The organism is Pseudomonas sp. 57B-090624, from assembly GCF_003234055.1.
GTDB lineage: Bacteria > Pseudomonadota > Gammaproteobacteria > Pseudomonadales > Pseudomonadaceae > Metapseudomonas > Metapseudomonas tohonis.
This window is the reverse complement of sequence record NZ_QKRU01000008.1, coordinates 60,514-74,842: the sequence shown is the minus strand read 5'-3', so window position 1 is coordinate 74,842 and position 14,329 is coordinate 60,514. Positions and strand designations below refer to the sequence as shown.

The following is a 14,329-nucleotide window of genomic DNA, read 5'->3' as shown; positions in this document are numbered from 1 at the left end:
GTCGCGGCCTGAGGAGAGAAGTGCATGACGCAAGTCACGGTGAAAGAACTGGCCCAAGTGGTCGACACACCGGTGGAGCGCCTGCTGTTGCAGATGCGTGAGGCAGGGTTGCCGCACACCAGCGCCGAGCAAGTTGTGACTGACAATGAGAAACAGGCGCTGCTGGCGCATCTCAAGGGCAGTCACGGCGAACGGCTGGAAGAGCCCCGCAAGATCACCTTGCAGCGCAAGACCACCACTACGCTGAGAGTTGCCGGTAGCAAGACCATCAGCGTCGAAGTACGTAAGAAGAAGACGTACGTGAAACGCAGCCCCGACGAGATCGAGGCCGAGAAGCAGCGCGAGCTCGAAGAGCAGCGTGCCGTTGAAGAAGCCGCGCGCCTGAAGGCCGAGGAAGAAGCCAAGCGTCGGGCCGAAGAAGATGCCCGTCGCCAGGCCGATGCCCGTGCCCTGGAAGCCGCTCGCGGCGGCGATGCAGCACCTGCTGCCGCCGTGGCTGCCGAAGCGACCGCCCCTGCTGCTGCTCCGGCTCCTGCCGCTGCCGCAGGCGCCGACGATCGCAAGAAGGAAGAGCCGCGCCGTCCCGAGAAGGCTCGTGACGAAGACGAGCGCCGTGATCGCAAGCACACGCAGCACCGTCCCTCCGTCAAGGAGAAGGAAAAGGTTCCGGCTCCGCGTGTCGCCCCGCGCAGCACCGAAGAGGAAAGCGACGGCTACCGTCGTGGCGGTCGTGGTGGCAAGTCCAAGCTCAAGAAGCGCAACCAGCACGGGTTCCAGAGCCCGACAGGACCGATTGTGCGTGATGTGAATATCGGCGAGACCATCACCGTGGCCGAACTGGCTGCGCAGATGACCGTCAAGGGCGCGGAAGTCGTCAAGTTCATGTTCAAGATGGGCACCCCGGTGACCATCAACCAGGTGCTGGACCAGGAAACTGCCCAGCTGATCGCAGAAGAGTTCGGCCACAAGGTCAAGCTGGTCAGCGAGAACGCACTGGAAGAGCAACTGGCCGAATCCCTGAAGTTCGAAGGTGAAGCCATCCACCGCGCGCCGGTCGTGACCGTCATGGGCCACGTCGACCACGGCAAGACCTCGCTGCTCGACTACATCCGTCGTGCCAAGGTCGCCGCGGGCGAAGCCGGTGGCATCACCCAGCACATCGGTGCCTACCACGTCGAAACCGACCGTGGCATGGTCACCTTCCTCGACACCCCTGGCCACGCCGCGTTCACCGCGATGCGTGCCCGTGGTGCCAAGGCGACCGACATCGTCATCCTCGTGGTGGCGGCGGACGACGGCGTGATGCCGCAGACCGAAGAAGCCGTCCAGCACGCGAAAGCGGCTGGCGTGCCGATCGTGGTCGCGGTGAACAAGATCGACAAGCCCGAAGCTGACCTCGACCGTATCAAGAACGACCTCGCCGGTCGTGACGTGATCCCGGAAGAGTGGGGCGGCGACACCCAGTTCGTACCCGTATCGGCGAAGGTCGGTACCGGTGTCGACGAACTGCTTGAAGCCGTGCTGCTGCAGGCCGAAGTCCTGGAACTCAAAGCCACCCCGTCGGCCCCCGGCCGTGGTGTCGTGGTCGAGTCCCGCCTGGACAAGGGCCGTGGCCCGGTGGCCACCGTACTGGTTCAGGACGGTACCCTGCGCCAGGGCGACATGGTTCTCTGCGGCGTCAACTTCGGTCGCGTCCGTGCCATGCTCGACGAGAACGGCAAGCCCATCAAGGAAGCCGGTCCCTCCATCCCGGTCGAGATCCTCGGCCTGGACGGCACCCCGGATGCGGGTGACGAGCTGACCGTGATCAGCGACGAGAAGAAGGCCCGCGAAGTGGCCCTGTTCCGTCAGGGCAAGTTCCGCGAGGTCAAGCTGGCCCGTGCGCATGCCGGCAAGCTGGAAAACATCTTCGAGAACATGGGCCAGGACGAGAAGAAGACACTCAACATCGTCCTCAAGTCCGATGTCCGTGGTTCTCTGGAAGCCCTGCAAGGTGCGCTGTCGGATCTCGGCAACGACGAAGTGCAGGTGCGTGTTGTCGGTGGCGGCGTCGGTGGCATCACCGAGAGCGACGCCAACCTGGCTCTGGCCTCCAACGCCGTACTGTTCGGCTTCAACGTGCGTGCCGATGCGGGCGCCCGGAAGATCGTCGAGCAGGAAGGCCTGGACCTGCGCTACTACAACATCATCTACGACATCATCGAAGACGTTAAGAAAGCACTGTCCGGCATGCTCGGCAGCGACGTCCGGGAGAACATCCTGGGTATCGCCGAGGTGCGCGACGTGTTCCGCTCGCCGAAGTTCGGCGCGATCGCGGGCTGCATGGTTGTCGAGGGCATGGTCCACCGCAACCGTCCGATCCGCGTACTGCGCGACGACGTGGTGATCTTCGAAGGCGAACTGGAATCCCTGCGCCGCTTCAAGGACGACGTGTCCGAGGTGCGTGCCGGCATGGAGTGCGGTATCGGCGTGAAGAGCTACAACGACGTCAAGGTCGGCGACAAGATCGAAGTGTTCGAGAAGGTCCAAGTGGCTCGCAGCCTCTAAGCGCGAGCTGCAATACGCAACGCCCGGTCCAGCTTCCGCTCGGCCGGGCGTTTGCCGCTTTTGAACCCCCTGGTTTCTAGGCCCGGGGGAGAGTGCAGGTAGCAGGAAATGGCAAAAGAATACAGCCGTACCCAACGTATCGGCGATCAGATGCAGCGCGAGCTGGCACTGCTGATCCAACGTGAAATCAAGGATCCGCGCCTGGGCCTGGTGACCATCACCGGCTGCGACGTGGCCCGTGACCTGTCCCACGCCAAGGTGTTCATCACCGTGATGGGCCAGGACGACAACGCCGAAGTCATCAAGCAGAACACCGACATCCTCAACGATGCCGCCGGGTTCCTGCGCATGCAGCTGGGCCGCGCGATGAAGCTGCGCACCGTGCCGCAGCTGCACTTCAACTACGACGCCAGCATCCGTCGCGGCGTCGAGCTGTCGGCGCTCATCGAGCGCGCTGTGGCCGAGGATCGCAAGCACCAGGGCGACGGCGAGGAATAACCGTGGCCCAGGTGAAGCGCATCCGCCGCAACGTCAGCGGCATCCTGATTCTCGACAAGCCCCGTGGCATGAGCTCCAACCAGGCCCTGCAGAAGGTGCGCTGGCTGCTCAATGCCGAGAAGGCCGGCCACACCGGCAGCCTCGATCCCCTGGCCACCGGCGTGCTGCCGCTGTGCTTCGGCGAGGCGACCAAGTTCTCCCAGTACCTGCTGGATGCCGACAAGGGCTACGAGACCCTGGCCCAACTGGGCATCACCACCACCACTGGGGATGCGGAAGGCGAAGTCCTCGAGCGTCGCGAAGTGACCGTCGGTCGTGCCGACATCGAAGCCCGCCTCGCTGGTTTCCGTGGCGAAATCAAGCAGATACCGCCCATGTACTCGGCCCTGAAGAAAGACGGCCAGCCGCTGTACAAGCTGGCACGCGCGGGCGAGGTAGTGGAGCGCGAAGCGCGTTCTGTTACTATTGCGCGCCTGGAATTGCTGGCCTTCGAGTCCACCCAGGCGAGACTCGCCGTGGCCTGCAGCAAAGGCACCTACATCCGTACCCTGGTCGAAGACCTCGGCCAGGTGCTTGGATGCGGGGCGCACGTGGCGGAACTGCGTCGTACCCAGGCAGGCCCCTTCTCGCTGGCCCAGGCCATCACCCTGGAAGAGCTGGAGAAAGCGCACGCCGAAGGCGGCAATGAGGCACTGGACCGGTTCCTCCTGCCCGAGGACAGCGGCCTGGAACACTGGCCCCTGATCCAGTTGAGCGAACACAGTGCCTATTACTGGCTGCATGGCCAGCCGGTAAGGGCTCCCGAGGCGCCGAAGTTCGGCATGCTGCGGGTGCAGGATCACAACGGTCGCTTCATCGGCATCGGTGAAGTGAGCGATGACGGGCGCGTAGCGCCGCGTCGACTGATTCGGTCGGAATGACCGATTCGAGGGTGGCTGTTAATAGGCACGGTCACTCCTCCTTTTAAAACACGGGATTCGTTCCCGGCCTATTACCTCAGAGGAAGCCCATCATGGCACTGAGCGTTACTGAGAAAGCCCAGATCGTTAACGAGTACAAGCAAGCTGAAGGCGACACCGGTTCTCCGGAAGTGCAAGTTGCACTGCTGACCGCCAACATCAACAAGCTGCAGGATCACTTCAAGGCCAACGGCAAAGACCACCACTCCCGTCGTGGTCTGATCCGCATGGTCAACCAGCGCCGCAAGCTGCTGGACTACCTGAAGGGTAAGGACACCACTCGTTACAGCGCCCTGATCGGTCGTCTGGGTCTGCGTCGCTAAGACGCACTCGAGCTGGAAGCTGGAAGTCGGAAGCTGGAAGCGGGGCCTCGGTCCTGCCTCCAGCTTCTGGCTTCCAGCTTCAGGCTTTTTTCGAGGAGGACGACGGGCCGATTCCCGTGCCTTCCGCAGATTTCCCCCAAAGGCAACAAAGAGAAGGTAAAGACACCGTGAACCCGGTAATCAAGAAATTCCAGTTCGGTCAATCGACCGTAACCCTCGAGACTGGCCGCATCGCCCGTCAAGCTTCCGGTGCCGTTCTGGTCACCATGGACGAAGACGTCACCGTGCTGGTGACCGTGGTCGGCGCCAAGCAGGCCGATCCGGGCAAGGGCTTCTTCCCGCTGTCCGTCCACTACCAGGAAAAAACCTACGCAGCCGGCCGCATCCCCGGTGGTTTCTTCAAGCGTGAAGGCCGTCCTTCCGAGAAGGAAACCCTGACCTCGCGCCTGATCGACCGTCCGATCCGCCCGCTGTTCCCGGAAGGTTTCCTCAACGAAGTGCAGGTCATCTGCACCGTCGTCTCCACCAACAAGAAGACCGATCCGGACATCGCCGCGATGATCGGTACGTCCGCTGCCCTGGCCATCTCCGGCATCCCCTTCGCCGGCCCGATCGGCGCCGCCCGCGTGGCCTACCACGAGAGCACCGGCTACCTGCTGAACCCGAACTACGAGCAGCTCAAGGCCTCCAGCCTGGACATGGTCGTCGCCGGTACCCAGGACGCCGTGCTGATGGTTGAGTCCGAAGCCCAGGAGCTGACCGAAGACCAGATGCTCGGTGGCGTGCTGTTCGCCCACCAGGAATTCCAGGCCGTGATCAACGCCGTCAAGGAATTCGCAGCCGAAGCCGGCAAGCCGGCCTGGAACTGGACCGCCCCGGTCGAGAACACCGCCCTGCTCAACGCCATCAAGGCCGAGTTCGGCGAGGCCATCTCCCAGGCCTACACCATCACCATCAAGCAGGACCGCTACAACCGCCTCGGCGAGCTGCGCGACCAGGTCGTCGCCCGCTTCGCTGGCGAAGAAGCCGGTCAGTTCCCCGCCGGTGAAGTGAAGGACGCCTTCGGCCTTCTGGAATACCGCACCGTCCGCGAGAACATCGTCAACGGCAAGCCGCGCATCGACGGCCGCGACACCCGCACCGTCCGTCCGCTGAAGATCGAAGTCGGCGTCCTCGACAAGACCCACGGTTCCGCCCTGTTCACCCGTGGCGAAACCCAGGCCCTGGTCGTTGCCACCCTCGGCACCGCTCGTGATGCCCAGCTGCTGGACACCCTGGAAGGCGAGCGCAAAGACGGCTTCATGCTGCACTACAACTTCCCGCCCTTCTCCGTGGGCGAGTGCGGCCGCATGGGCAGCGCCGGCCGTCGCGAGATCGGTCACGGCCGCCTGGCCCGTCGTGGTGTCGCAGCCATGCTGCCGAAGAGCGACGAGTTCCCCTACACCATCCGCGTCGTATCGGAAATCACCGAATCCAACGGCTCCAGCTCCATGGCTTCCGTCTGCGGCGCCTCCCTGGCCCTGATGGACGCGGGTGTGCCGATGAAGGCACCGGTAGCCGGTATCGCCATGGGCCTGGTGAAGGAAGGTGACAAGTTCGCCGTCCTGACCGACATCCTGGGTGACGAAGACCACCTGGGCGACATGGACTTCAAGGTAGCCGGTACCGCCAAGGGCGTGACCGCGCTGCAGATGGACATCAAGATCAACGGCATCACCGAAGAGATCATGGAGATCGCCCTGGAACAGGCTCTGGAAGCGCGCCTGAACATCCTCGGCCAGATGAACCAGGTCATCGGCCAGTCGCGTACCGAGCTGTCGGCCAACGCCCCGACCATGATCGCGATGAAGATCGACACCGACAAGATCCGTGACGTCATCGGCAAGGGCGGCGCCACCATCCGCTCCATCTGCGAAGAGACCAAGGCCTCCATCGACATCGAAGACGATGGCAGCGTGAAGATCTTCGGCGAAACCAAGGAAGCTGCCGAGGCCGCGCGCCAGCGCGTACTGGGTATCACCGCGGAAGCCGAGATCGGCAAGGTCTACGTCGGCAAGGTCGAGCGCATCGTCGACTTCGGCGCCTTCGTCAACATCCTCCCGGGCAAAGATGGCCTGGTGCACATCTCGCAGATCAGCGACAAGCGCATCGACAAGGTCACCGACGTCCTGCAGGAAGGCCAGGAAGTGAAAGTACTGGTGCTGGACGTGGACAACCGCGGCCGCATCAAGCTCTCCATGAAAGACGTGGAAGCGGCTGAAGCTTCGGGCGTCTAAGCCCCGGCGACGGTCAATGAGAGAGGGCCCCTTGCGGGCCCTCTTTTTTTTCTCGGAAAATGGCGCGCCGCCAGTATCAGCCCAAGGAAGCCGGGTCATGGACAAGACCTACTGCAAGTACCACCAGAGCCAACCCGCCACCTGGCACTGCCCGCCCTGCGAGCGCCACTTCGGTGATTGCTGCATCCCGCTTAATGCCGACGAGCCCAACGAGTCACCGGCCTGCCCGCTGTGCCGGGCGCCGCTGCATTTCCTCGGCGCAGCCAACACCGCCCAGCCTTTCTGGGAGCGTATTCCCCAGTTCTTCCTCTACGGCCTGCAGACCGGCCCCCTGGCTTTCGCCGCGCTGCTGGCCCTGGCCAGCCTGTTCATGCCGCGCTCGCTGATCCTCTGGATCGCACTGTTCAGCATCGCCACCAAGTACTTCCACAGCGTCATCGAGGCTGCCAGCGAAGGCGGGCGCGAAGCCCCGGGCCTGGCCACGGCCTTCGTCGGCGAAGGGTTCTCGCTGTTCATCAAGCAACTGGTGGTGTTCCTCGTCGCCTTCGGCGTGCTCTGGCTCGCCGCCGACTTCCAGAGCGAAGCCCTGTTCTGGGCGGTGAACATCGGCCTGATGCTGCTGATGCCTGCCAGCATCATCCGCCTGGCGCTGAACAAGGAGCTGGGGGCCGCGCTGAGTCCCGAACAGCTGGGCGAGGTGATCAAGGCCATGGGCTGGCGCTACCTGATCCTGTGCATCTTCCTCTTCGCCCTCTGGCAGTCGCCGGACTACGTCACCTACCTGCTCTCCCACGGGCTGCCCCGTGTGGTGCTGGTACCCATCGCCGCCTTCCTGTTCGGTTATTTCGGCGTGGTGATGTGCAGCATGATGGGCTATGCGGTCTTCCAGTATCAGGGGGCCCTGGGCTTCGCCATCGCCGAGGAGGGCGCCCAGGAAGGCTTCCCCGCCGCAGAGTGGCGACGTCGTCGCGCGCTGGCCGAGGCCGAGGTGCGCATCAAGGAGGGCCAGAGCGGCACCGCGCTGGAAACCCTGACCCAGGCGCTGCAGCGCGACCCCGACGACCTCAAGCTCAACGAGCGCTTCCACCAACTGCTGTTCGGCCTCAACGACCGCTCGCGCTGCCTGCGGCACCTCGAGCACTACCTGCCCCTGGCCGCGCGCCTGAACGCTCCCCTCGGCGCCACCGCCCTGCTCAATGCCCGCCAGTTGCAGGCGGACTACATGCCGGCGGATGCCCAGGTCTGCGAGCGTATCGCCGGCGCGCTGATCGATCGCCACAAGGTGCGCGAGGGGCTCAGCCTGCTGCGCAACCTGCACCAGCGCTTCCCCGACTACCCCTTCATCCCTCGGGCCTACCTCCTGGCTGCGCGCGGCTTCGCCGAGGGACTCGGGCAGGTGGAGCCGGCGCGCAAGCTGCTGGGCTATATCCGGGCGCGCTACCCTGGTTCTCCGCTTCTGGAGGAGGTGGCCGCGCTGGAGTCGACGCTCGATCGGCTGGCGTCTCAGTGAGAGGATCGATCGTGCAAAGTGCACGTGCCGCTTGGCTGGAAATTGCAATCTGCAAGTAGGTCGCGTTTGGCTTGTTTTTTTAAGTTATTGATAAATAACATTTATTTTTTGTTCTCCAGCTTGGCACAGGCCTTGCGATATCTACCGTGACTGCAGACAGGACAACGCTGCAGAGACCTGTAGAACATAGGAGAACAACCATGAAACAGTCTTTCAACAAGTGGACCCTCGCTGCCGTAGCCGCTACTGCCCTGAGCCTGCCGCTGGCCGGCACCGCCTTCGCTGCCCAGCCCACCATGCTGGCTGCCAGCGAAACCGTGAACAAGGCTGAAGAGGCCGTTTCCGATACCTGGATCACCAGCAAGGTGAAATCCAGCTTCCTGGCTGACAAGAATCTCAGCGCCCTGGACATCAAGGTCGAAACCAACAAGGGCGTCGTCTCGCTCTCCGGTGTCGTGGCCAGCGATGCCGAGCGTGACCTGGCGGTGACCACCGCCAAGTCCATCAAAGGTGTTACTGCGGTATCGGCCGACGGCCTGAAATCCGCCGAGTAACCCTCGCAGCCGGCCGCCCATGCCCGGGCGGTCCGGCGTGTAATCGAAGGAGAACGCCATGAATTCCGACATCATCAAAGGCAAGTGGAAACAACTCAGCGGCCGGCTCAAGGAGCGCTGGGGCAATCTGACCGACGACGATATCGACGTGGCCGAGGGCCACAGCGAATACCTGGTCGGCAAGTTGCAGGAGCGCTATGGCTGGACCAAGGAAAAGGCCCAGGACGAGCTGCGCGACTTCAGCAGCAAGCTCTGATCCAGACGATCAACGAAAAGCCCCGGGCCGCCACCCGGGGCTTTTCGTTGGGCGATGCAGTGGCGTCGTTCAGCGTGCCAGGTGTTGCTGGTAGAGGCCCAGCTGGTGCGTCTGCTCGGCTTCGGGAAAGGCCTTGCGCATGAAACTGGCCAGCTCGGCGACGCCGCGCAGGTCCCGGCGCTGGCCGAGTTGCTTGGCCAGCATCAGGGTGAGGCCGGGTAGCTGTGCCGGCGGCGTGGCAGTCCGGCCGAGGGCGCGCCAGGGGGCCAGGGCCCTCGGCCCTTCGCCGACCTTCAGCAAGCCCTGTAGCAGGTGCAACTGGATGGCCGGGTGTTGCAGCAGGCGATTCTGTGCATCGCTCGCATCATCGGCCAGGCGGCAAAGCAGGGAGTGGGCGAGGTTCGGATTGGGCAGGGCGAAGAGCTGCTTGAGCACCGCACTCATCAACGGCGCATCGTTGCGGGTCCTGGCCACCGGGTAGAGGCGTTCGAGCAATTCGAGGCGGCCGGGATGGCGGCTCAGCAGGTCCAGGCCACGGGCCGGCACCTGATCCAGGGCGAAGCGGCCGATCAACTGGTCAAGTGCCGCCAGCTCGCGTTTGAAAGGCGCGTCCGGGTCCTCCTTGGCCAGGTACTGCTCGTCCACCTTGAGCCCGCCCAGGCGACGGGGCAGCCAGGTGCCCAGGAAGCCGAAACCGAGCCCACCCAGGTGCGCGTAGTAGTTGACGTGGTCGTTGGCCAGCAACAGGCCATAGAGTTCCTTGCCCATCCAGATCGGCAGGATCCACAGCGCGGGAGCCTTGAAGTAGCCGATCAGCGGGCCCAGCCAGTAGAAGAAGTTGATCTTCCTCAGCCCGTACACGCCGATGTACATGCCCATCAGGCCGGCGACTGCGCCGGATGCGCCGATGCCGGGCACCCAGCCCGGGTCCAGGGCCCACCAGAGCAGGTGCGAGGCCAGGCCGCTGGTTAGGTAGAGCGCCAGGTAGGCGGTGCGGCCCAGGGCCCGTTCCAGGGCGAAGCCGCAGATGAACAGGAAAATCATGTTGCCCAGCAGGTGATCGAAGCTGCCGTGCAGGAACATCGCGCCGAACAGGCCTTCGACGGTGAAGCGCTTGGGCACGAAGCCGAAGCGGTAGCTGCTGATGCGGTCGCGGGCCGCCTCGGCGCCCGCGCGCGCCTTTTGCCAGGCGGGGTCGGCCTGGTAGGCGGCGGAGCGGTGCAGCTGGTCCTCGAACTCCAGGTCGCGCAGCACGTAGCCGGCCAGTTCCTGGCGCCGCGCGGCATCGATGCTGCGGCGCTCGTCGGCGTCCAGCTCGTGGCGCTGGGCCAGGCTGTCGATGAACAGCGCACGTTCGCGATTGAGCAGGCCGCCGTCGAGATAGAGATGCACGGCGGCGTCCGTGCGCGCTTCGTCACCGCCCTGGTAGGCGAGGTAGATCAGCGTATTGAGGATGACCAGCAGCAGGGTGATGACGGGCGGACGTTTCCAGTCCAGCGGGTGTTCGGCGGGGAGAATGACCAAGCGGGACGTCCTTGTCGCGGATCGGATTCAGGGGTGGGTCAGTCGCGTTTGCTTTCCACAGAGTTGAGGCGGCCACCGATGAAGTCCAGGTAGTAGTACATGCCGTTGACCGGCCCGTAGACCCATTCCTCCACCTGCATCTCCTGGCGCCCGCTGCGGGTTTCGGAGTAGCCGATCAGGTTGCGGCTGACGGGGTCGCCGCACTTGCGCTGCACCTCGACGGCGCGATCGCCCTCGCTGACCAGCGCGCTGCCGCAGCGGAAGGTGGCGGCGGATGCTTCGTGGGCCAGCAGCAGGGCCGGCAACGCGAGCAGGGAAAACAGCAGTCTCTTCATGGTGGGCATCCTGTCCGGGGAAAATGGGTGGCAGAGCCTAGCACTGCCGGTTCGTGGCTGTCAGTCGCCACGCTTGCTCTCGATCTTGATCAGCTTGTTCCCTTCGAAGCGCAGGTACTGGTACATGCCGTTGCGCGGCCCGTAGACCCACTCTTCCACCAGCACTTCGCTGGTGTTGCCGTAGCGATCGACCTTCTCGCGATAGCCCAGGCTCGAGCGACTGGCGGGGTCGCCGCACTTGCGCTGCACCTGCGAGGTGCTGTCGTCCTGGCTGATCAGGCCACCGCCTTCGCAGCGCAGCGTGGAGGAGGCCTGGGCGGATGCGGCGGCCAGGAGCAGGGGCAGGGCGAGCAGGGGGAGGATCTTCACGAATGCTTCCGTCATTCAGGTTGGGATTTCAGCCTACGCCGCCGTGGCGCGGCTGTCAGCAGGGCTGGATGCCGCACGAAAACTCGTGCAACACAGCCGCTTGGACAGATGGAAAGAGAGGTAATTCCAGGGGCCCGGGCAGCTATTCGCTGCCCAGTTGCAGAGGGGTGTCGACCTTGCCGTCCGCGTCCGCCTCGCCGAGGCTGACGTCGAGCATGTACACGCGCTCGTCCTGCAGGCCGCCACGGTCCACCAGGTAATCCTTGATGCTGGCGGCACGGGCCTGCGCCAGCTGGCGCAGCAGCAGTTCGCTCTGTGCCCAGGAGCCGATCACCGCCTCGCGCATCTTCGCCGTGCGCTCGTCGCTGCCCAGGTCCTTCCACTCGGCGGGCGGCTGCTGCTTGAGGCGGGTGCGGTAGATGCCTTCGAGCATCGGCGGCTTCTCGTCGTCCGGGACTACCAGCTGGGCCGGTTCGGCGGGCACCTTGTCACCGCGACGCTGGGCGATCTTGTAGTAGGTGCTCTGGTATTCGCGCTCCAGGCGCTGGGCCGCGAGCAGCGGGCCGTCGCTGGATTTGGCGCTCATGCCCTCGACTTCCAGGCGCAGCGCCGGTCGCTCCTTGAGCGCGGCGGCGAGGGTATCCAGGGTGCCTTGCGCCTCGGTGGACAGCTCGCTGCTGCCGGCGGCGAAGGGGACATTGCTCAGATCCTGATCGCCACCTCCGGACACCAGCCCGGCAACGAACTTGAACGGTGCCTGCGCCGCGCGCAACACCAGGTTGCGCAGGGTCTGCCAGACGATGGGCGCGACGCTGAACTGCGGGTCCTTGAGATTGCCGGCGACCGGCAGCTCGATGTCGATCTTGCCTTCGGTGTCCTTGAGTAGCGCCACCGCCAGCTTGATCGGCAGGTCCACCGCATCGGGGCTGTCGACCTGCTCGCCCAGTTGCAGCTGTTCCAGCACCAGGCGGTTCTGCGCTTTCAACTGGCCCTTCTCGATCTGGTAGTGCAGGTCGAGATTGAGGCGGCCCTTGCGGATGCGGTAGCCGGCGAACTTGCCGGAGTAGGGGGTCAGGGTGGTCAGCTCGACGCGCTTGAAGCTGGTGGCGATGTCCAGGGACTCCAGCGGGTCGAAGGGGGTCAGGCTGCCCTTGATGGTGACCGGGGCGTAGCGGTCGACCTTGCCCTTGATGTCGACCGTGGCCGGCGTGCGGGTGCGGGTGTCGAGTGTGCCGATCTCGCCGTTGAGCTGCTGGATGGCGGTGGCGAAGTTGGGCGTCAGGCTGAAGTCGGCGAAGTTGGCCGAGCCGTTGCTGATGCTCACCGCACCGACATGGATGTCCAGCGGCTTGCCGGCGGGCTCGGGCTTGGCGTTGGGCGCGGCGGGCTGCTTGATCACCAGGTCGCTGGCGTTGGTGGTCAGGTCCTCGTTGATGATGAAGCGTGCGTAGGGCTGGTTGATGCCGACCTTGTCGATGGACAGGCTCTCGCCGTGGCGATAGGCCAAACCCTCCACCAGCAACTGCTGCCATTTGACGAAGTCGCGCTCCTTGAGCGTGTCCAGGGTGTGCAACTGGTTGACCAGCGCGCGACCGCTGACGGTCAGCGCCAGGGGCTCGGTGCCGGTGAGGGCGACGTCGAGGTTGCTGTCGAGCATGCCGCTGCGCAGCTCCAGGCGCACGAAGGGCTCCATGTAGGCCTGGGCCACGCGCAGGTCGATGTCGCGGGTCTCCACCTTCAGGTTGGCGGTGGTGGGCTTGAGCTGCACCTGGCCTTCGGCCTTGAGCTTGCCCTGCTTGCCGAGGCCGGTGTCGATGGCGAGCTGGAAGGGCGACTCGCCCAGGCTGTCGAAGTCCTTGAGGTCGAGGTTCAGCGGGCCGAGGTCGATCTGCACGGCCTTCTTCGGCACGCGGTCGGCCAGGTGCACCTTGTAGCCGCGCAGCTGGGTGTCGCGCAGCAGCACCTGCCAGGGCTTGCCGGGAGCCTCCTGCTTGGCTTGGGCCGGCTGGGCGTCCGGGGCGGGCTCGACGGCTTTCGCGTCCACCGCTGCCGGTCCTGGCTCGGTATCTTTCGCCGGGGCCTTGGTGTCGCCGGCGAACAGCTTCTGCCAATCCAGCTGGCCATCGGCTTCGCGAGCGGCCCAGGTCTCCAGGTTCTGGCTGCGGATCTTTCCGACCACCACTTGCTGCTTGGCGAGGTCCAGTGAGCTCTCGCTGACCTCCAGGCTCTCCAGGTTGACCAGGGGGCGCCCGTCCGGAGCCGTGATGGCGAAGGGCGCGACCTTGATCGCAGTCTGTTCCAGCTTCAGTTCGGTGCCTTGGGCCAGGCTCAGGTGGTACTGGGTGGCGAGGCTGATGGTGCCCTTCTCCAGCGCCAGGGGTACGGCGTCGCGTACGTAGGGCCAGAAGGCCTTCATGTTGCCGTCGGTGACCTTGAGCTCGCCCTTGGAGGCGAAGGGCACCAGGCTCAGGCTGCCCTGCCAGTCGATGCGGCCGCCATAGGGGCCGGTGGCGACCAGCAGCATGTCGGTGTTGTCGTCGCGAAGGGTGCTGAGGTTCTTCAGCTCGAGGTTCAGCGAGTCGTAGACGAACTCAATGGCGTCGCTCGGCCGCAGATCCTGGAAGTGCAGGCCGCCCTCGACCAGGCGAACACTGTCGATGCGCAGCGGGAACGGGTCGCTGGCGGGCTCTTCGGCCTTGGGTTCGCTGGGCGGGATCTGGAACAGCTGGGTCAGGTTGAGCGTGCCGTCCTTGGCGAACAGCACCTCGGTGGTGGATTTCTCCAGCTCGACGTCGGCCAGGTGCAGGGCACCGGTCCACAGGCTGTCGAGCTGCAGGTTGGCGTGCAGGCGCTGGAAGCCGATCTGTTCCTTGCCCGCTTCACCGATGTGCAGGCCCCACAGGGTCAGCTCGAGGCTGAAGGGGTTGAGCTGGATGCGCTCGAGCCGCGCGGGGACCTTCGCGTACTGGGCCAGTTGCTGGTTGACCACGCGCAGGGCGATCCCGGGGATGATCAGGAAGCCGAGCAGGCTGTAGAGGGCGATGACGATCAGCAAGGCGCTGATGGCGCGTTTCAATCCTTTGTGCATGGTGAGGCGTCGACTATCCCGGCGGAGGTGGCTTGGAGTATGGCACGGCCGCAAGGTTCCGACAGACGGTTGCTGGTGGTTTCGTTGGGC

The 14,329-nt window shown here is 64.7% G+C and carries 12 protein-coding genes; 8 read left to right on the top strand and 4 right to left on the bottom strand.

Annotated features, from left to right (window positions below):
• Positions 1 to 24 precede the first annotated feature (24 nt).
• From infB to DMX10_RS05570, 8 genes are all read left to right on the top strand, one after another.
• A complete protein-coding gene (infB, locus tag DMX10_RS05605) occupies positions 25 to 2,547 on the top strand; it encodes a translation initiation factor IF-2 (protein ID WP_111260163.1) in 2,523 nt (840 codons plus the stop codon).
• 108 nt (positions 2,548 to 2,655) lie between these two features.
• Positions 2,656 to 3,045: a 30S ribosome-binding factor RbfA gene (rbfA, locus tag DMX10_RS05600; protein ID WP_111260162.1), complete on the top strand. Its 390-nt coding sequence runs from the start codon at positions 2,656 to 2,658 to the stop codon at positions 3,043 to 3,045.
• A 2-nt stretch (positions 3,046 to 3,047) separates the two neighbouring features.
• On the top strand, positions 3,048 to 3,965 hold the full coding sequence (gene truB / locus DMX10_RS05595; protein WP_111260161.1) for a tRNA pseudouridine(55) synthase TruB: 918 nt from the start codon (positions 3,048 to 3,050) through the stop codon (positions 3,963 to 3,965).
• 92 nt (positions 3,966 to 4,057) lie between these two features.
• Positions 4,058 to 4,327 carry a 30S ribosomal protein S15 gene (gene rpsO, locus DMX10_RS05590; protein ID WP_111260160.1) on the top strand — a complete coding sequence of 90 codons (270 nt, stop codon included), beginning with the start codon at positions 4,058 to 4,060 and terminating at the stop codon, positions 4,325 to 4,327.
• Between the two features lie 167 nt (positions 4,328 to 4,494).
• A complete protein-coding gene (gene pnp / locus DMX10_RS05585) occupies positions 4,495 to 6,603 on the top strand; it encodes a polyribonucleotide nucleotidyltransferase (RefSeq protein ID WP_111260159.1) in 2,109 nt (702 codons plus the stop codon).
• Positions 6,604 to 6,700: 97 nt separating this feature from the next.
• Positions 6,701 to 8,113, top strand: a complete 1,413-nt coding sequence (locus DMX10_RS05580; protein ID WP_111260158.1) for a hypothetical protein — start codon at positions 6,701 to 6,703, stop codon at positions 8,111 to 8,113.
• A 200-nt stretch (positions 8,114 to 8,313) separates the two neighbouring features.
• On the top strand, positions 8,314 to 8,667 hold the full coding sequence (locus tag DMX10_RS05575) for a BON domain-containing protein (RefSeq protein ID WP_021217893.1): 354 nt from the start codon (positions 8,314 to 8,316) through the stop codon (positions 8,665 to 8,667).
• A gap of 58 nt (positions 8,668 to 8,725) precedes the next feature.
• Positions 8,726 to 8,923 carry a CsbD family protein gene (locus tag DMX10_RS05570; RefSeq protein WP_021217892.1) on the top strand — a complete coding sequence of 66 codons (198 nt, stop codon included), beginning with the start codon at positions 8,726 to 8,728 and terminating at the stop codon, positions 8,921 to 8,923.
• A gap of 69 nt (positions 8,924 to 8,992) precedes the next feature.
• On the opposite strand, the gene DMX10_RS05565 is transcribed toward DMX10_RS05570, so the two are convergent.
• The 4 genes from DMX10_RS05565 to DMX10_RS05550 form a co-directional block, all read right to left on the bottom strand.
• Positions 8,993 to 10,447, bottom strand: coding sequence for a rhomboid family intramembrane serine protease (locus tag DMX10_RS05565; protein ID WP_111260157.1), 1,455 nt, complete (start codon positions 10,445 to 10,447; stop codon positions 8,993 to 8,995).
• A gap of 38 nt (positions 10,448 to 10,485) precedes the next feature.
• Entirely contained in the window at positions 10,486 to 10,782 is a 297-nt protein-coding gene (locus DMX10_RS05560) for a DUF2845 domain-containing protein (RefSeq protein ID WP_111260156.1), read from the bottom strand.
• Positions 10,783 to 10,842: 60 nt separating this feature from the next.
• Positions 10,843 to 11,166 carry a DUF2845 domain-containing protein gene (locus DMX10_RS05555; RefSeq protein ID WP_111260155.1) on the bottom strand — a complete coding sequence of 108 codons (324 nt, stop codon included), beginning with the start codon at positions 11,164 to 11,166 and terminating at the stop codon, positions 10,843 to 10,845.
• Between the two features lie 127 nt (positions 11,167 to 11,293).
• Positions 11,294 to 14,239: a DUF748 domain-containing protein gene (locus tag DMX10_RS05550; RefSeq protein ID WP_111260154.1), complete on the bottom strand. Its 2,946-nt coding sequence runs from the start codon at positions 14,237 to 14,239 to the stop codon at positions 11,294 to 11,296.
• Positions 14,240 to 14,329 lie beyond the last annotated feature (90 nt).